General features: G+C 64.0%; 20 protein-coding genes and 1 pseudogene. 13 read left to right on the forward strand and 8 right to left on the reverse strand.

Annotated elements, in window-relative coordinates; all coding sequences use genetic code 11:
* From FEF15_RS16765 to FEF15_RS16810, 10 genes are all read left to right on the forward strand, one after another.
* On the forward strand, positions 1 to 454 hold a 454-nt coding region (locus FEF15_RS16765), incomplete at its 5' end, for a dienelactone hydrolase family protein (protein ID WP_163560311.1).
* 159 nt (positions 455 to 613) lie between these two features.
* Positions 614 to 1,144, forward strand: coding sequence for a plastocyanin/azurin family copper-binding protein (locus FEF15_RS16770; protein ID WP_163560312.1), 531 nt, complete (start codon positions 614 to 616; stop codon positions 1,142 to 1,144).
* Positions 1,119 to 1,784, forward strand: a complete 666-nt coding sequence (locus FEF15_RS16775) for a response regulator transcription factor (protein ID WP_163560313.1) — start codon at positions 1,119 to 1,121, stop codon at positions 1,782 to 1,784. The genes FEF15_RS16770 and FEF15_RS16775 overlap by 26 nt, the downstream gene beginning before the upstream one ends.
* A complete protein-coding gene (locus FEF15_RS16780) occupies positions 1,765 to 3,096 on the forward strand; it encodes an ATP-binding protein (protein ID WP_163560314.1) in 1,332 nt (443 codons plus the stop codon). Before FEF15_RS16775 ends, FEF15_RS16780 begins: the two co-directional genes overlap by 20 nt.
* A 71-nt stretch (positions 3,097 to 3,167) precedes the next feature.
* Positions 3,168 to 3,644, forward strand: coding sequence for a multicopper oxidase domain-containing protein (locus FEF15_RS16785; protein ID WP_240454214.1), 477 nt, complete (start codon positions 3,168 to 3,170; stop codon positions 3,642 to 3,644).
* Positions 3,645 to 3,809: 165 nt separating this feature from the next.
* The gene (locus FEF15_RS16790) at positions 3,810 to 4,580 is read left to right on the forward strand and encodes a copper resistance protein B (protein ID WP_240454215.1); all 771 of its coding nucleotides are present in this window, start codon (positions 3,810 to 3,812) and stop codon (positions 4,578 to 4,580) included.
* Between the two features lie 197 nt (positions 4,581 to 4,777).
* A complete protein-coding gene (gene lgt, locus FEF15_RS16795; protein ID WP_163560315.1) occupies positions 4,778 to 5,599 on the forward strand; it encodes a prolipoprotein diacylglyceryl transferase in 822 nt (273 codons plus the stop codon).
* Positions 5,581 to 5,850, forward strand: coding sequence for a DUF2933 domain-containing protein (locus FEF15_RS16800; RefSeq protein ID WP_240454216.1), 270 nt, complete (start codon positions 5,581 to 5,583; stop codon positions 5,848 to 5,850). Before lgt ends, FEF15_RS16800 begins: the two co-directional genes overlap by 19 nt.
* Before the next feature lie 30 nt (positions 5,851 to 5,880).
* A complete protein-coding gene (locus FEF15_RS16805) occupies positions 5,881 to 6,219 on the forward strand; it encodes a cation transporter (RefSeq protein WP_163560316.1) in 339 nt (112 codons plus the stop codon).
* A gap of 93 nt (positions 6,220 to 6,312) precedes the next feature.
* Positions 6,313 to 6,771, forward strand: coding sequence for a hypothetical protein (locus tag FEF15_RS16810; RefSeq protein WP_205598562.1), 459 nt, complete (start codon positions 6,313 to 6,315; stop codon positions 6,769 to 6,771).
* A 263-nt stretch (positions 6,772 to 7,034) separates the two neighbouring features.
* Here FEF15_RS16810 and FEF15_RS16815 read toward each other — a convergent pair whose 3' ends face one another.
* The 6 genes from FEF15_RS16815 to FEF15_RS16840 all read right to left on the reverse strand — a co-directional run bounded on the left by FEF15_RS16815 (position 7,035) and on the right by FEF15_RS16840 (position 10,283).
* On the reverse strand, positions 7,035 to 7,367 hold the full coding sequence (locus FEF15_RS16815) for a hypothetical protein (protein WP_163560318.1): 333 nt from the start codon (positions 7,365 to 7,367) through the stop codon (positions 7,035 to 7,037).
* The gene (locus tag FEF15_RS16820; protein ID WP_163560319.1) at positions 7,364 to 7,828 is read right to left on the reverse strand and encodes an alpha/beta hydrolase; all 465 of its coding nucleotides are present in this window, start codon (positions 7,826 to 7,828) and stop codon (positions 7,364 to 7,366) included. The genes FEF15_RS16815 and FEF15_RS16820 overlap by 4 nt, the downstream gene beginning before the upstream one ends.
* Positions 7,829 to 7,832: 4 nt before the next feature.
* Positions 7,833 to 8,009, reverse strand: coding sequence for a hypothetical protein (locus FEF15_RS16825; protein WP_163560320.1), 177 nt, complete (start codon positions 8,007 to 8,009; stop codon positions 7,833 to 7,835).
* An 81-nt stretch (positions 8,010 to 8,090) separates the two neighbouring features.
* On the reverse strand, positions 8,091 to 8,444 hold the full coding sequence (locus FEF15_RS16830) for a hypothetical protein (protein WP_163560321.1): 354 nt from the start codon (positions 8,442 to 8,444) through the stop codon (positions 8,091 to 8,093).
* Entirely contained in the window at positions 8,441 to 9,649 is a 1,209-nt protein-coding gene (locus FEF15_RS16835) for a twin-arginine translocation signal domain-containing protein (protein WP_163560322.1), read from the reverse strand. Before FEF15_RS16835 ends, FEF15_RS16830 begins: the two co-directional genes overlap by 4 nt.
* Positions 9,650 to 9,680: 31 nt before the next feature.
* Positions 9,681 to 10,283 (reverse strand): TetR/AcrR family transcriptional regulator, encoded by a 603-nt coding sequence (locus tag FEF15_RS16840; protein ID WP_163560323.1) that lies wholly within the window; start codon positions 10,281 to 10,283, stop codon positions 9,681 to 9,683.
* A gap of 188 nt (positions 10,284 to 10,471) precedes the next feature.
* On the opposite strand from FEF15_RS16840, the gene FEF15_RS19655 reads away from it, so the two are divergent.
* The 3 genes from FEF15_RS19655 (at position 10,472) to FEF15_RS16855 (ending at position 12,794) form a co-directional block, all read left to right on the forward strand.
* Positions 10,472 to 11,335, forward strand: a complete 864-nt coding sequence (locus FEF15_RS19655; protein WP_163560324.1) for a serine hydrolase domain-containing protein — start codon at positions 10,472 to 10,474, stop codon at positions 11,333 to 11,335.
* The gene (locus tag FEF15_RS19660; RefSeq protein ID WP_163560325.1) at positions 11,233 to 11,826 is read left to right on the forward strand and encodes a serine hydrolase domain-containing protein; all 594 of its coding nucleotides are present in this window, start codon (positions 11,233 to 11,235) and stop codon (positions 11,824 to 11,826) included. Before FEF15_RS19655 ends, FEF15_RS19660 begins: the two co-directional genes overlap by 103 nt.
* Before the next feature lie 542 nt (positions 11,827 to 12,368).
* Positions 12,369 to 12,794 (forward strand): phasin family protein, encoded by a 426-nt coding sequence (locus tag FEF15_RS16855; protein WP_163560326.1) that lies wholly within the window; start codon positions 12,369 to 12,371, stop codon positions 12,792 to 12,794.
* 554 nt (positions 12,795 to 13,348) lie between these two features.
* Here the strand turns inward: FEF15_RS16855 and FEF15_RS16860 are convergent.
* Positions 13,349 to 14,694: pseudogene (locus FEF15_RS16860) on the reverse strand (Na+/H+ antiporter family protein).
* Positions 14,695 to 14,771: 77 nt separating this feature from the next.
* Positions 14,772 to 16,307, reverse strand: a complete 1,536-nt coding sequence (gene hutH / locus FEF15_RS16865; protein ID WP_163560327.1) for a histidine ammonia-lyase — start codon at positions 16,305 to 16,307, stop codon at positions 14,772 to 14,774.
* Positions 16,308 to 16,318 lie beyond the last annotated feature (11 nt).

Genomic DNA, 16,318 nt, shown 5'->3' on the forward strand with positions numbered 1-16,318 from the left:
GCACTGCTCGCTTACCTCCCCGCCCGAGTGGGCGAGGGTTCACGCGGATTTTTTTGCTGAGTTCGCGGACGGCAAGATAGGCGTGGTCGGCTACTGCATGACCGGGGCCTTCGCGCTGCGCATGGCGGCCGAACACGCCGACCGCGTTGCCGCTGCGGCCGGTTTCCACTCGGCCCGGCTAGCGGAGGGCGACGACCCGAACAGTCCCGTGCACGTGGTCGGCACCATTGAGGGGCATGTCTATTTCGGCCACGCAGACAAGGACGAGTTGCTGCCCCCCGAGCAGATTGCCCGCATGGACGAGGCGCTGGCCGCAGCCGGTGTACACTTCACCACCGAGCTCTACAAGGGCGCAGCCCACGGGTTCACGGCCAAGGACGCCCCCTCCTACGACGCGGCCGCCGACGCCCTGCATCACAAGCGACTGTCCCGACTCCTGGAAGAGACGCTGTAACGGGAGCGGCCCCCCTCGTTTCATCAGCGCCCCCGCTGTATGGGCCGCGATGGCGTGAGCTGGTAGTGTCCCGTCAAGATGTTTTGAGTTCAGTCTCATCTCAGGTGGCTGCGGTATAACCAAGGCCCCCCCCCCTGATACGATCCAAGAGGTTTCATTATGCGCAAGTCCCTGCTGGCCATGACACTGAGCCTTGCTACTGCCTCGGCCTTCGCTGCCGGTGAACATGGTGGCTCCCACTCGGCAACGCCTGATGCCGAGGTCGACCGCACCGTCCACATCGAAGCGGGCGACATGTGGTTTGGTCCCGAGGAGCTCAACATCTCCGCAGGAGAGACCATTCGCTTCGAGGTCGCCAACTCCGGCAATCTGCAACACGAGTTCGTGATCGGCGATGCCGACGCCCAGGAGGCCCATCGCGAGATGATGCAGGCGATGGGGAATAGTCATGGCGATGGCCACGATGGTCATGGCGGGCATGACATGGCGGAGGGTGCGCATGGCGGTGAGATGCCGGCCGTCACGCTGGCACCTGGCGAGACCGCGGAGCTGATATGGACCGCTCCCACTGACGTGGATACGCTCGTTTATGCCTGCAACATCCCGGGCCATTACGACTCGGGGATGTTCGGGGAGATCCATCTGTCGCAGGTGACACTGACGCATGAAGCTCTTGCTGCTCGAAGATGACGACTTGCTGGCCGAGAGCCTTGCCGAGTCACTCAAGGACAACGGTTATAGGGTTGACCTGGCCACGTCCCTGAAAGCAGCCGAGGCGCTCATGGCCACCGAGGCTTACGAGCTGGCGATCATGGACCTGGGCCTGCCCGATGGCTCGGGTCTGGACCTGCTCAAGCGGTGGCGCCAATCGGGCCAGGACCTGTCGGTCCTGATCCTGACGGCTCGCGACACCTGGGAAGACAAGGTCGTCGGGCTTGAGGGCGGCGCGGATGACTACCTGACCAAACCCTTCCACGAAGCCGAACTTATCGCCCGGGTCAAGGCGCTGCTGCGCCGCAAGTCGGGGCGGCTTTCCCGTGAGCTCACGCTGGGTAGCGTCTCCCTGGATGAGGCCAATCAATGCGTCCGTGTGGCGGACGGCCCCTGGCACCCCCTCACTGGCACCGAGTTCGTGCTGCTGCGCTACTTCATGCATCATCCGGAACGAGTGCTCTCCAAGGAGCACCTCCTCAACCAGCTCTACGCCCTGGAGCAGGATGCTGCCGCTCCCAACCTCATCGAGGTCTACATCGCACGGCTGCGCCGTTACCTGGGCCGAGCGAGCATCCAGACCCGTCGCGGCCAAGGGTATGTCTTCGTTGCGCATTGATCGCCGCAGCCTGCGCATCCAGTTGCTGGCCTGGCTTTCGGGTATCGCCCTGCTGGTCACCGGATTAACCTGGCTACTGCACGGTATCCTGCTCAACGACCTGGCTCGGGACTTCCTGGGAGAGCGGCTCGAACGCGAGGCCGATCACGCCATCGAGCAACTGCGCCGCGATCGCTTGGCCACCGCCCGAGTACTGGATTCGGCCAGCCGCGGCTTCGCGATTTTCCATCACCTCTATGTGCTGCGCCTGGGCGATGAGGTTTCGGCCTCTCATCCACGCTGGCAGGCGGCGCTGCTGACACTGCTGGACAGCGACGAAACGCTGGTCGAGGTGCGCGAGGCGGGTCAACACCTGCTGGTCTATCGTCAACCCTTCACCCTCGACAACGAACAGGGAGTGCTGCTGATCGGGGAGGATTTCTCCCAAGTGGAGGCAGGCCTCCATCGCCTGCACTGGTGGGTCGGCGGCATTGCGGCAGGCCTGCTGCTGTTGATGGTGGTACTCAACCTGCTGGCCGTCAGTCGAGGCATGGTACCCCTATCGAGGCTGCGTGATCAGCTCAGCGAGCTGCGCGCCGGTGAACGTGATCGGCTCTCTCTGGACGTCCCCTCCGAGCTCGACAGCCTGGTAGGTCAGCTCAACCGTTTGATGGACGAGATCGATGCACGTCTGCAGCGCTCCCGGGACTCGGTGGCTAACCTCTCTCACGCCCTGAAGACGCCCTTGGCCGCGGTCGTCCAGGTGCTGCGTGGCTCTCGCCCCATCGATGCCTCGCGTCGCCAACGCCTGGTGGAGCGCCTGGAGGACATTCACGCCCAGCTCGATGTCGAGCTGGGCCGCTCACGCATCGCCGGCCCGAATGCTGGGCGCCTCTCCGATCCCTGTCGCGACGCCTGCCGACTGGTCGAGATGTTCCGCACTCTTTACCCGAACAAGCGCTTCGTCCTGGAGATGCCTGAAGGCACTGGCTCGCGCATCCCGATCGAGTCGCAGGACCTCTCGGAGATGATCGGTATCGTGCTGGACAATGCCGGCAAATGGGCGAGGCAGGAGGTTCACTGCGAGATAGCGTTGGAGGACGGCCTCACCCTGCGGGTCGAGGACGACGGCCCCGGGGTGGCGGAACATGACCTCGCCCGTCTAGGTGAACGCGGGTGGCGCCTCGACGAGACACATCCCGGCTATGGGCTGGGCCTGTCGATCCTGAGCCAGCTGTTGACACGCTATGCCGGGAGGGTCCTGTTCGGGCACAGCACCCTGGGCGGCCTGAGCGTGCAAATCCGCGTGCCCTTCGAAAAGGGGGCGCCGTAACCTGCCATTTTCAGGCGTGATTCAGCTTGCCCCGTCATGATGCTGCATTCAGACATTGACGGGCGTCACAGATGGCACGCTCCAGCGTCATTACGCATCCGCGGTCGCGCCGGCAGCTGCTCAAGGGTGGGGCCGCATTAGGCATTGGATCGGCGACCGCCCTTGTCCTGCGCCCCGCCTGGGCCGATCCGTGGGGACAAACCAGCGTCTACGCCAAGGGTGTTGAGGAAGGCCCCGAAATTGCCTTGGCCATCCGTCGCGACTCACTGCCCATCGATGGCCAGGCAGCGCACCCGATCACCATCAATGGCTCCAGTCCAGAGCCGATGATCCGCCTCAAGGAAGCCCAGGATGCCATGCTCAAGGTCACCAACCTGCTCGACGAGCCAACGTCCATCCACTGGCATGGCCTGATCCTGCCGCCTGAGATGGACGGCGTGCCCGGTGTCAGCTTCGCCGGCATCGCACCTGGCGAGACCTTCACCTATCGCTTCCCGGTTCGCCAGAGCGGCACCTACTGGTACCACAGCCACTCTGGCCTTCAGTAGCAGCTCGGCCATGCCGGGCCGCTGATCATCGATGCCGCTGCGCGTGAGCCTTTCCGCTACGACCGTGAGCAGGTCCTGCTGCTCACCGACTGGACCTTCGAAGACTCCATGGCGGTGTTCCGCAACCTCAAGTGTCGTGTCGTCAAGGTCGCGTAAGGAGTCACCATGCACATGAGAATCCCGATGAATGCGACCGGCATCCTGCTGGTCATCGTCATGCTGCCCAACGCCCAGGCGGCAGACGGCTATGATGCACCGGCTGGGTGGCCCTCCCCAATGGTCGAACACAACATGGCCATGGCGCTGTTCGACCGACTCGAATACACCGTGCCCGACAAGGGGCACGAGGAGCTGGTCTGGGACTTCCAGGCCTGGTACGGGGGCGACATCAATCGGGTCTACCTCAAGTCCGAGGGTCAGAACGTCCAGGGCGATGGCGAGGATGCCGAATTCGAATCGTTGGAGCTGCTCTACAGCCGCCTCATCGCCGACTTCTGGGAATTGCAGGGCGGCATGGGCTACCAGGGCGGCGTCTTCTCCGACGACCATGCCGAACGCGGCCATGCCGTGCTCGGCCTGCAGGGTGTGATGCCCTACGGCATCGCTACCGACCTGGCACTGCAGGTCAGCGATGAGGGTGACGTCTCGGCGAGCGTCGAAGACAAGTACGACCTGCGCCTGACACAGCGCCTTTACCTGCAGCCACGTACCGAGATTGCTGTAGCCGCGAGTGAAGTCGAGGCGTTCGGTGTCGGCGAAGGACTCAATTCGGCCCGCCTGGGCATGCGTCTGGGCTATGCGGTGTCGCGGCGCTTCGCTCCCTATGTCGGTGCCTACTGGGAGAAGCAGTACGGCGATACCGCCGACCTCGCCCGCCATCATGGAGATCCTACCGAGGATACCGGCGTCGTCGCCGGCGCCAGACTGATGTTCTGATGCGGTGATCCGTCACGCCCCCGACGCCACCACCCGGTGGCGTCGTTGTCTCTGGCGATCGCTGCATGGATTGATCCGGGTCAACGACGACAACCATCACGTTCAGTCAGGATTCAGAAAGCGCCTCCACACTGGCAGTCACAGGAGCCGTCACCAGGCGATCAACGGTGGGCGGTCGGCCATCACAGGAGAGCAGCATGATCCCCTACCCCCAGATCGACCCGGTGGCATTTGCTGTAGGTCCCATGCGCATCCACTGGTACGGACTGATGTACGTGGTGGGGCTGGCCGCAGCATGGTGGCTGGGTAAGCGACGTGCCCACCGACTCGGCCTGACACATGATGATATCGGCGATCTGGTCTTCTACGGTGCGCTGGGAGTTATCCTCGGTGGCCGCCTGGGATACGCGCTCTTCTACGGCCTTGATCAGCTGTTGGCCAATCCGCTGTGGTTGTTCAAGCTCTGGGAAGGCGGCATGAGCTTTCATGGTGGTCTTGCCGGCGTGCTGGTAGCCGCCTGGCTGTTCGCTCACCGCCATCGCCTGGCCTTTCTCCAGCTGACCGACTTCATCGCGCCGCTGGTGCCCCTCGGCCTGGGTGCCGGGAGGCTGGGCAACTTCATCAACCACGAGCTGCCGGGGCGCGTGAGCGACGCCCCCTGGGCGATGGTCTTCCCGACCATGACGGGGCTGGGCTCAGCGCCCCGCCATCCGTCGGCCCTCTATGAGTTCTTCCTTGAGGGAATGGTGCTGTTCATCGTGCTGTGGTGGGTGTCCACCCGGCCACGCCGACGTGGTGTCGTCTCGGGGCTTTTCCTGGTGCTCTACGGCGCCTTCCGCTTCGCCGTCGAGTTTGTTCGCATGCCCGACTCCCAGTTGGGCTTCATCGCCTTCGGCTGGGTCACCATGGGCCAGCTGCTGACCCTGCCGATGCTGGCTGTGGGTCTATTCCTGCTGATCGCGGCCCGTCACCGAGACCCGATCGATACGGTGACCAGGCCATGCCGGCCATCGACGTGACATCGACACGTCACGCCTCAGACGACAAGCATTGGGAGGACTCCATGGACAAGAGAGCACAACATCGCCTGATGATGATCTGGCTGCCGCTGACAGGCGTCATCGCCGTTGGCGGCTACCTGATGGCGACAGGTCATCAGTTGCATCTCTATCAGGCGTTGCCGCTGCTGTTTCTGATCGCCTGCCCCCTGATGCACCTCTTCCTGCATCGCCACCATGGCGGCCGGCACGATCAAGGAGACGGTAACTGAACCACGGATAGTAGAGGATGGAGGTTGACCATGTCACATCGCGATCATCGCCTCGGCGTTTCGGAGGCCTCGCTGGTTACGCGAATGCTGAAGGTAAAGCCCGACGCGGCAGGACGCATCTCAGCGGCCGTAACCGAGATCGACTCGCTGTTTGGTATCGATAGCGTGTCTTACGACCCGGAGCATAGAAAACTCACTCTGGCCTACGATGCCAAGCGGCTGTGTATCGATGATATCGAGGAGGTTCTAACACGGCATGGAGTGGACATCAGCGCCGGCCGTTGGAACCGGATCAAGGAGGACTACTACCGATTCGTTGATCAGAACGTGAAGGAGAATGCCAAGCAGAAACCCTGGAGCTGTCACTGATCCTCGTGATGGCGACCCGTTGAGCAGGAACGCGACATGACGCGTGTTCGATGGCCGAGGCGATGGCTCTTGTGGCCGGAGTGGCATGTGGTCTTGTTCACGTTTCTGCTGAACGTGCCCTGGGAATTCCTGCAGGTGCCACTGTACGTGGGCATGACCTCGATGCCGCACTGGACCGCGGTGCAAGCTTGCATGCAAGCGGCGGCCGGTGATGCGGTGATCGGTCTGACCGCGTATTGGGTGGTGGCACTGTGGCAACGTCGCCGTGGCTGGCTCCGGCGCTATGGACACAAGGAGTGCGTCGTCTTCGTGCTGACCGGCTTGCTTATCACGGTGGGACTGGAGTGGCACGCCACCGTCATCACCCTGCGCTGGACCTACGCTCCGGTGATGCCCACCCTGCCCTGGCTGGGGACCGGCCTCATGCCCTTGCTGCAATGGCTGACCCTGCCACCGCTGATTCTGTGGATCTCATCCCGCCATTTCATCGGCACCCTCGCCCTCATGAAAGGAGCCGATTGTCCTTTGGGTTACACAAGGGTTATAGGATAAGCAATACTTCCATTGGCCTTGGCAAACCGGCCCACGCAAGTCAGTACACGGCCATACCCCAATATCGCAAATTAAGGATATGCATGGACAGGTCGCCGCAGTACCAAAAGAACAGCCTTTCCCTTGTCGGGACCATCGCCCTGGGAACTGGCGTGATGATCGGCGCCGGCATCTTCGCGCTTCCTTCAGCCGGGCGGCATCGTTCGGCATTCCCCCTTTGGCATGCCGCCAGATGCGCTTCACCGCATCGTCATAGTGATCGGTCATCGGCTCTCTCCATGCGCCCGAAGTAAGTCGGCCATTTCGCTCATCACCTCGGCGTGGTGTCCCACCCACCGATGCCCACCGCGCGAATAGCCGATGAAGCAGGCGTCGGGAATCCGTTCCACGCTGTAGCGCGCCACGTCATAGGTGCCGAACAAGTCATCCTCCAGGCTGATGCAGCGTCGGGGCGTCGATACGCTCCAGCGCGTAGCGCGACAGCGTCGAGATGACCGCCCATCGTTGAGCAACCCCGCCCGGCGCGGGCTCACGGGCAGGATGCGCTCCATCACCCCGGCCACCCGGGCTTGCTCGTCGGCACTCGCGGCCTTCACCACCTCCGGCGGGGTGGCGAGGATCGCGCGCAGTACCGTGTCGCGGGCGACCCTGGGGCCAGCCAGAACAGGAAGTCCCAGCGCAGCGCCGTCTCGAACAGGAAGTCGGTGCCACACGGGGTCACCAGCGACGGGGCGCCGCCGGGCCGGGGCACATAGGCGGCGGGAACCAGCAGCACCAGCGCCGAGGTGCGCTCCGGGTGGCGCAGCGCGAACTGCAGCGATGAAGGCGCCCCGGCGGAAGCGCCGACGATCGCCGCACGCGATATCTCCAGCGCATCCAGCAGACAGGCTTGGGCCTCCGCCTGGGCGGCGGCGGAGGCATCCGGCGGGAGCGGAATGCGCAGGTAGCCGAATCGCGGCATGGCGATGAGCTGCAGGCTCTCCCCGGCCAGCGGCTCGAGGGCGTCGAGGCCCTGATCGAAGCCTCCGCCGGCGCCGTGCACCGCCAGCACCGGCATCCCTTCACCGGCGACGGCATATTCGATCGGCCCGCAGGGCATCTCGACGACCTGACTGCCGACGGCGCTCCCTCGCCTGGCGGATATCGCGCTGATAGAGGGCCATGACGACCACCAGCGACACGACCAGCACCCGGCCGATCAGGATCGCCGCCATGCGCCCGACGCCCATCCCTCCCATCGGCTTCCTCCTGTCCACAGCCTCCCGCCGGTTCGGCGGCCATTGTCATGCGTTGTCACTCCTCCGCATGTAGGCGCCGCCTCAGAAGCGCGTTACATAACCGGCCTGCTGGCAGGCCTCTCGTGGTTGATGTACCGCCAGGGCCCGTGGCGACACTTGGCGCCACTGCCATTCGAGGCCAAACACCGAGAGGCTGATCATGCCGGTCTCGCAGTTGACCAGCACGTCGATCACATAGCCGCGCTTAACGAAGCCCGCCGGGCCGCGATCGAGCCGGTCCCAGTCGATGGGCTCACCGGTGTAGCCGGTATAGGGGGGCTCGTAGCCGCCCCGCGTCTCGTCGAAGCCGCGGATGTCGGCGATCACCCCCAGTGCGATCATCACCAGCATCAGCGCGCCGAACAGCGCCAGGGCCTTGAGCGTCAGAACCTTCATGTGCTCGCCCTCCCGATGGATGGGATGTCGCCATCGACCAGCGTGTCGGCGACGCTACGTCGGGGGCTTGGCCGCGCGGGCGATTCGGCCACTCCCACCCGGAAGGCGAAGGTCGGACGGCGAGGGTCCCCGGGCAGCAGCGCCGCCAGCTCACGTCTGGCAGCCGGCTCGAGGCCCAATTCCGCCTCGCGATCGACCCGCTCCACCGGTTGATTGAGCGGCTGCATGGCCAGCCCCTGGGTGGTGGCCCACAGGTGCAGGCGCTGCCAGTTGCGCCCGGCTGCCAGGGTCTGCTGGATGTCATAGAGGTCATCGACCAGGATCAGGCCCATGGCCGGCGCCGTGGCCACCTGCACCCTTTCGGTCGCCTCGAGCCAGTAGCGGTGATTGGTCTCGGCGTCGGGACGAGGCAGCATCTTGGCCAGCGTGGTCATCACCGGCGAGAGCCCGGCGGCATCCAGCGTCGTGCCATCCCGGTATTTCTCGATCTCGCGCCGGGAGTGGCGGAACCAGCGCTCGCTGTCGGCGACCATGGCGTGGTCGTCGATGATCGCACGGGTGGCTCTCACCACCACCGTACCGAGGCGGGCCAGCACCTCGGGATCGTCCACCAGGTGGATGCCGACTCGCTCCCCGTCGACCTGCGCCCGCAGGCCGTCGCGCTGCATCGCACTGAGCCGGGTATCCCGATAGGGGCCACGATGAGTGTGGCGCCGCTCGATGGCGGCGTAGAGTGGATTAGGCATGGCCGGCGCCGGCGCGAGCCGCAGTTCCGCCACCTGAACCAGCCCGTCGTACGGCTGCTCGAGCGACAAGTCGCCGGACGCCACGGTGAGCGACGCCGCATAGCCGTTCGGGCCCGCGGCCTGCAGCATGTTCTCCAGCGCGCAGCCCAGCCCCAGGTACATCTCGCGCCGGTAGGGATCGAAGTTGCCGAGATGGCGACGCCGGTCCGCATAGAGAACGATCCGCCCCTCGCTGACCTCGAACACCCAGGGCTGGGTATTGTGGGGATTGGCGGCGAGAATGCCCGCTTTGACCAGTGCCAGGGGCGTGCCGTCGGCCTCCCGCCAGTCATGCCAGGGCGTGTAGGCATTGCCCTGCGCGCCCCGGAACACGCCCTGATCCGTGGCGCGCCACACGCCCCCGCCTACCAGCAATAGGGTCACGGCCCCCGCTCCACCCAGAAACTGTCGTCTGTTCATTGTCTCGTTCCCCTCTCGCCACTCGTGTCAGTTAGTTACAGCCGGCACGACACGCCCTGCGAATGGCATCACGTACCTCGGCCCAACCCGCCTCGGAATCCAGCGCAATACCGCCATAGACACTGCCCCGCCGTGCCCGGATCAGCAGATACTGGAAGCCCGCCACCAGCAGACTGGCCAGCGTCAACAACGGTCGATCCTCGGGGCCTGCATCGTCGAACAGTTCGGCGAGGATCTGGCGGCTCCAGGCCTCGCGGCGTTCGGCGAGCATTGCCGTCAGCGGGCTCTGCTGCACCGCCTCCCAAGCCAGCACCTCGATGGTCTGCGGCCGCTGCCGCAGCGCGTCGAGCAGCCCCAACAACACCGCCTCGACCCGCTCGGCCTTGGGCAACGCCTTGATGACCGCCACCTTCCGGCCCAGCACCTCCTCCCGACTGGGCCAGAACCCCTGGCTCTCGCCGTATGCCTCGAGCAGCTCCGCCAGCCCGCCGAAGTAGCGGTAGATCAACACCTTGTCGACCCCCGCCACCCGCGCCACGGCGTTCACTCCGAGCCCCTGGAAGCCGTGCTCGGAAAGTGCCGTGCCCACCGCCTCGATCAGCCTCTGCCTGGTCTGCTCCTTGTCCCGCACCATCGTTCACTCCTAGCTTCAGTCTGTCGCTGTCGGCGCCTGTGAAAACACAGGCGCAATCTCGCATGTCACCGTTAGGTGACTTTATAGGTCACCAGTCAGTGACATGTCAAGCCAGTCTCTGCCTGGAACAACGCAGTGGCCGGCCTTGTTGTAAGCTCAGCTGAACGGCCCGCCCTGGGAGTGACGCGATGGACTGCCGACGCCTGCTGATCGTCCTGGTGTTGTTGGGGCTCGCCTTTATGGCCCGGGCGCAAAGCGAGGGCCTGCCGACTGAGCCCACACTGGTGCCAGTGGCTGATGTCAGCCGCGAGGATCCAACGGCGGCCGAGCGCCCCTCCGGCCCGGCCCGAGCGGCCAATCCGTCCCTGGCAACCCTGGTGGACGGTGCTCTGGGCAGCCTGCGGCGGGAACATGACCTGGCCGGGATCACGGTGGCGGTGGTGCGCGATGACGCCCTGCACGTCGCCAGGGGCTATGGGCAGGCCGATCTGGCGACTGCTCGGCCGGTCGATTCCGCCACCACCCTGTTCCGCATGGGCTCGGTGTCCAAGACCTTCATCTGGACCGCCGTGATGCTGCTCGTCGAGCGCGGGGAGCTGGACCTGGACACCGACGTCAACACCTACCTGCACGAGGTTGAGGTCAACGCGGCCTTCGGGGAGCCGGTCACCCTGCGCCACCTGATGGCACACCGTGCCGGCTTCGAGGACACGCTGCAGCTGTTCACCGTTGCCGACAACGACCCGCGCCGCCTGGCGGAGCTGCTGATCGCCCACCAGCCGACAAGGGTCTATCCGCCCAGGGCGCGGACCGCCTACTCGAACTGGGGGGCGGGGCTTGCCGCGCAGGTGGTCGAGGACGTCGCCGGCCAGGCCTACGGGGACTTCCTCCAGCAGGCGCTGCTCACCCCCTGGGCATGCAGGACACCACCTGGCAGGCTCCGCGTCACATGGAGGCGGCAAGGCGGGAGCGACTCGCCACCGGCTATCGCCCCCGCCACGGCGGTCTTGGCCGGCAAGACTACCTGCAGCTCGGCGCCTACTGGCCGGTAGGGGGCATGAGCTCCACCGCCACGGACATGGCGCGCTGGATGCGCTTTCACCTCAATGGCGGGGAGCTCGACGGCATCCGGCTGCTGGCCCCGGACACCCATGCTCGGATGTGGCAGCGCGCCCATCACGACCGCCCCGACGCCGCCGATGTGGCACACGGCTGGCAGGACGTACCCTATCGCGGCCTTCGCACCCTGGGCCATGGTGGCGGCACCGCCGCCTTTTTGACCCATCTGGTGCTGGTGCCAGAACTAAACTTGGGCGTGTTCGTATCGCAGAACAGCACCGACAGCATGGTGGCGATCACCCAGCTGCCGACGCTGCTGATCGACCGGCTGACGGGCATTGATCCTGTGCCACTGTTCATCGACGACGAGGACCCGGAGGCGCTGGCCGCGCTGGCCGGCAGCTACCGGAACAACCGCCGTGTGTTCTCCAGCTTTGCCGCCGTACTGAAGGCGATCCTGGGCTACGGAGGGATCGAAGGATGAGCGCGGCGCATCGCGCACACGCGCCGCTGACGGTACTGGGCGGCCGCGAAATCTCTTCGTGATGACGACCGAGGCCGAATACGGTCCGCATCTCAGGAGGCGTTTCGAACCTTTCATGAACTGCGTTGGCCCCATCGAGGCAGCCGTCGAGCTCACCGCCGCCCTTGCCGCCCTGGACCAGCATGAGCGCCTGTCGCATCTTATGGTGTCACTGGGATTGGCCGGCAGCCGGGTTGTCGAACAAACCGCAATCTATCAGGCGACCTCCGTCTCCTACCGCGACATGGATGCCTCCCCGTTAAGCTTCGAGAAGGGCGCCACGCCCTCGCCACGCCCGTTCTCGACCTGCCGGCGACCCGTCCCCTGCCGTTATAAACGTCCCGTCAGGAAAGGAATAAGGAGGATGAGCAGAATTATCCCGGCGAGGTCGCCACCCCTGCCTGCGGACTTTGTTGCACTGCACAAAAACTCCTGCTAGTATGCCCTGCATCAGGACGGGGATCTCCCGTTCCATGGCACTTAGAACCCCGGAGGTTCCTAACATGACCAACGCATTCGCATTCGACACCAAGCAGTTTGACACCGCCCAGCTCGATTCCCTGTTCTTCGCGCCGGCGCGCGCCTTCGCCGCCCTGTCCGTCGACTACACCGAGAAACTGGTCAATGCCCAGCTCAAGGCCACCAAGACCTATGCCGACACCGGCCTGGCGCAGCTGCGCAGCCTGGTAGAGATCAAGGATGCCGAAGGCCTGAAGAGCTACCTGGAAGGCCAACAGGAGGTCGCCAATGACCTGGCCGAGCGCCTGAAGGGCGATGGCGAGAAGATGGTGGCCCTGCAGCAGGATTTCGTTCAGGAAAGCCAGAAGCTGACCGAGAGCAGCGTCAAGCAGGCTCAGGAAAGCGCCAAAGAGTCCTCCGAGACCGCCACCAAGGCCGTCAAGGAAGCCACTCCCAAGGCTGCCAAGTAAGCCTTGCGCCCGGCCTCGAGCCGGGATGACGTAGACATGCAGCAGGCCGCCGATCGATGATCGGCGGCCTGTTTGTGTGGGCAAGCGTAATCGGTGTCAGATCAGCTTTTCCATACCTGGCCTGAACAAACGGTGGTCGGCAGTGATGCTGGCTGCTGGTGTATCTGTGGAACGGCTGCTGGAAGTACGTCAATGAGGTATCGTTTGTCCATGTTCACCATCATCGAAACACCGGTTTTTCAGCGTTTACACTGCCTATAGAGCGACAATTACTCTGGCCGGTAGCCTGACGCTCAGCATCCGGCCATAAGCGGTTTTTCAGAACAGGATAATATAACGCCCGGTGCGCACAAGCAAAGGCCGATACTTACCTAACACCACCGCACTACGCCGGCCTTCTTGCTTATATCATGTGGACTAAGAGAGAGGTAAAAAGGAAGACATCATCGAAGCCTTCTATTTCTTTCGATGCGTAACCCCGACTGGATCAACAGCCGGGGCTCGTCTATATGGCCGCCGTTAGTCACACACAGCGACGAGGAGTATTGGTTAGTTCACAGCACCATGGCGGCGACCCACCCGAAGACCACTAGCGGAATGTTGTAGTGCAAGAAGGTTGGCACCACACTGTCCCAAATATGATCGTGCTGTCCATCGGCGTTGAGGCCGGCGGTGGGGCCTAGCGTCGAATCTGAGGCCGGCGAGCCGGCGTCACCCAGAGCGGCAGCAGTGCCAACGAGAGCCACAGTAGCCAGTGGCGAGAAGCCGAAGTTGAGCGCCAGAGGCACGTAGAGAGAGGCGATAATCGGAATTGTCGAAAAGGACGATCCGATACCCATGGTGATGAACAAGCCCACCAGCAACATGATCAATGCCGCAAGCCCCTTGTTGTCGCCGATCATCTCGGCGGAGCTGGTCACCAGCCCTTCAACCTCCCCACTGGCCTGCATCACGCTGGCAAAGCCTGCCGCAGTGATCATGATGAAGCCGACCAGGGCCATCATGCGCATACCTTCGGTAAAGATGCCGTCCTGCTCATGCCAGTGAAAAACACCGCTGAGAGAGAGCACGGCGAAGCCGAAGATACCGCCCAGCACCATCGAGCCGGTGTAGAGCTGTACCGCTACCGTGCCGATTAGGGCAATGGCGAGAACGGCTTTCTGCCAGCCTTTCAGATGCTGCGCCGCCTCAGCGGGGGTCTCGTCACCGTGCGCCAAGTTACGGTCTTCATACTTACGCCCTTTCCGGTAGCTGATCAGCACTGCCACGGCGAGGCCCAGAGCCATCCCCCCGATGGGAATCACCATAGCCATCGGCACCATCTGACGCGTCACCTCAAGACCCAGCTCGGCGCCGCTCTCATTGAGGTTGGTAAGTAGGATGTCGTTGAGGAAGATGGCACCAAAGCCCACCGGCAGCAGCATGTAGGGCGCGGTGATGCCGAAAGTGATCACACAGGCAACCAGGCGACGATCAAGCTGAAGATGGTTCATCAGCTTGAGCAAAGGCGGTACCAGTACCGGAATGAAGGCGATGTGCACCGGGATCAGGTTCTGGGAACTTACCGCCGCGGCCAGCAGGGCTGCCAGCAGCGTATAGGTCACCATGCGACGGTGCTGCCCGACTCGTCGATATGAAAGCGACGAATGGCACGATTGGCCATCACCTCGGTGATCCTCGAACGAGATAGCGCCACGGCGAAGGCGCCCAGCACGGCATAGGCGAGCGCCACGGTAGCGCCGTTGCCTAGACCGTCGTTGAACGCATCGAGGATCTCATTGATCGGCATGCCAGCATAGAGACCGCCGACCAGGGTGGCGACGATCAGGGCAAAGACCACGGAAACCCGAGAGAGACTCAAGCCGACCATCACCAGGATGGCCAGTACGATAGCATTCATGAAAACCTACTTTTGTCGTTGGAGTTGAATGCGATAGTTCCCCAACGGCCTGGCACCGCGGGGAAGCATCGGGCATATCAGTGCTGACTGGGCAGTGTGCCGGGGCGAGCCAGAGCGCTCAGAGTGCGAGCGGCGAGCAACTCATTGGCGGCTTCGATGTCCGGTGCGAAGAAGCGGTCCTGCTCGTAGTGGCTGACACGCTCGCGCAGCAACCGCCTGGCCTGCTCCAGCGGCTTGGTGCTCTTCAGGCCGTGGCGCATGTCGAGTCCCTGGCAGGCCCCCAACCACTCGACGGCCAGGATCCCGCGAACGTTATCGGCCATCTCCCATAGCCGCTTGCCGGCGGCGGGCGCCATGGAGACGTGATCCTCCTGGTTAGCCGAGGTGGGCAGGCTGTCGACGCTGTGCGGGTGAGCCAGGGCCTTGTTTTCACTGGCGAGTGCCGCTGCGGTGACCTGGGCGATCATGAAGCCCGAGTTGATCCCGCCGTTCTCCACCAAGAAGGGCGGCAGCTGGGACATGTGCTTGTCCATCATCAACGAGATGCGCCGCTCGGCGAGCGAGCCCGTCTCGGCAATGGCCAGCGCCAGGTTGTCGGCGGCCATGGCCACCGGCTCGGCATGGAAGTTGCCTCCGGAGATAATGTCCTCATCCTTGGCAAACACCAGGGGGTTGTCGGAGACCGCATTGATCTCCACAGCCAGCACCTCGGCCGCCTGGCGGATCTGGGTCAGTACGGCACCCATCACCTGGGGCTGGCAACGCAGCGAGTAGGGATCCTGCACCTTGTCGCAGTCGGCGTGGAAGTCGCCGATGGCGCTGCTCTCTTCCAGCAAGTGCCGATAGGCCGCCGCCGCGTCGATCTGGCCGCGCTGGCCGCGCACCTCATGAATGCGGGCGTCAAAGGGCGAACGCGAGCCCAAGGTGGCCTCCACGGTCAATGAACCGCACACCGTGGCCGCGGCGAACAGGTCCTCAGCATCGAACAGGCCGCGCAGGGCATAGGCAGTGGAGACTTGGGTGCCGTTGAGCAAAGCCAGGCCCTCCTTCGGTGCCAGCTCCATCGGGGCCAGCCCGGCGATCTCCAGTGCCCGCTGGGCGGAGACCCACTCCCCACGGTAGCGCGCCCTGCCCTCGCCGAGCAGCACCACGCTCATATGGGCCAGCGGCGCCAGGTCGCCGGAGGCTCCAACGGAGCCCTTGAGCGGGATATGAGGGTAAACCTCAGCATTGATCAACGCGATCAGTGCATCGAGCACCTCACGGCGGATACCGGAAAAGCCCCGGGCCAGACTATTCACCTTGAGCACCATGAGCAGCCGCACCAGGCTGTCATCCATGGCCTCTCCAACTCCGGTGGCGTGGGAGAGTACCAGCGAACGCTGCAGCGCCTCGAGGTCCTCGTTGGCAATGCGGGTCTGGGCCAGCAGTCCGAAGCCGGTATTGATGCCGTAGACAGTGCGGTTCTCGGCGATCACGCGGTTGACGCAATCGACAGACTTGCCAATGTCGTCGGCGGTACTGGCCGGCAGGCTAACGCTGAGGGGCTCCAGGAAGACCTGGCGCGCCTGCGCCAGGGTCATCTTGCCGGGCTGAATCTCGAGATGTGTCATGGGAAAGTATC

It is taken from the genome of Halomonas sp. NO4, assembly GCF_010994375.1.
Taxonomy (GTDB): domain Bacteria; phylum Pseudomonadota; class Gammaproteobacteria; order Pseudomonadales; family Halomonadaceae; genus Halomonas.

Excerpts from the sequence above, each read along its gene's own strand:
- FEF15_RS16770 (WP_163560312.1), top strand. The coding sequence starts at position 614 with ATGCGCAAGTCCCTGCTGGCCATGACACTGAGCCTTGCTACTGCCTCG.
- FEF15_RS16775 (WP_163560313.1), top strand. The coding sequence starts at position 1,119 with ATGAAGCTCTTGCTGCTCGAAGATGACGACTTGCTGGCCGAGAGCCTT.
- FEF15_RS16780 (WP_163560314.1), top strand. The coding sequence starts at position 1,765 with ATGTCTTCGTTGCGCATTGATCGCCGCAGCCTGCGCATCCAGTTGCTG.
- FEF15_RS16785 (WP_240454214.1), top strand. The coding sequence starts at position 3,168 with ATGGCACGCTCCAGCGTCATTACGCATCCGCGGTCGCGCCGGCAGCTG.
- FEF15_RS16790 (WP_240454215.1), top strand. The coding sequence starts at position 3,810 with ATGCACATGAGAATCCCGATGAATGCGACCGGCATCCTGCTGGTCATC.
- lgt (WP_163560315.1), top strand. The coding sequence starts at position 4,778 with ATGATCCCCTACCCCCAGATCGACCCGGTGGCATTTGCTGTAGGTCCC.
- FEF15_RS16800 (WP_240454216.1), top strand. The coding sequence starts at position 5,581 with ATGCCGGCCATCGACGTGACATCGACACGTCACGCCTCAGACGACAAG.
- FEF15_RS16805 (WP_163560316.1), top strand. The coding sequence starts at position 5,881 with ATGTCACATCGCGATCATCGCCTCGGCGTTTCGGAGGCCTCGCTGGTT.
- FEF15_RS16820 (WP_163560319.1), bottom strand. The coding sequence starts at position 7,828 with ATGCCGGTGCTGGCGGTGCACGGCGCCGGCGGAGGCTTCGATCAGGGC.
- FEF15_RS16825 (WP_163560320.1), bottom strand. The coding sequence starts at position 8,009 with ATGGGAGGGATGGGCGTCGGGCGCATGGCGGCGATCCTGATCGGCCGG.
- FEF15_RS16830 (WP_163560321.1), bottom strand. The coding sequence starts at position 8,444 with ATGAAGGTTCTGACGCTCAAGGCCCTGGCGCTGTTCGGCGCGCTGATG.
- FEF15_RS16835 (WP_163560322.1), bottom strand. The coding sequence starts at position 9,649 with ATGAACAGACGACAGTTTCTGGGTGGAGCGGGGGCCGTGACCCTATTG.
- FEF15_RS16840 (WP_163560323.1), bottom strand. The coding sequence starts at position 10,283 with ATGGTGCGGGACAAGGAGCAGACCAGGCAGAGGCTGATCGAGGCGGTG.
- FEF15_RS19655 (WP_163560324.1), top strand. The coding sequence starts at position 10,472 with ATGGACTGCCGACGCCTGCTGATCGTCCTGGTGTTGTTGGGGCTCGCC.
- FEF15_RS19660 (WP_163560325.1), top strand. The coding sequence starts at position 11,233 with ATGGAGGCGGCAAGGCGGGAGCGACTCGCCACCGGCTATCGCCCCCGC.
- FEF15_RS16855 (WP_163560326.1), top strand. The coding sequence starts at position 12,369 with ATGACCAACGCATTCGCATTCGACACCAAGCAGTTTGACACCGCCCAG.
- hutH (WP_163560327.1), bottom strand. The coding sequence starts at position 16,307 with ATGACACATCTCGAGATTCAGCCCGGCAAGATGACCCTGGCGCAGGCG.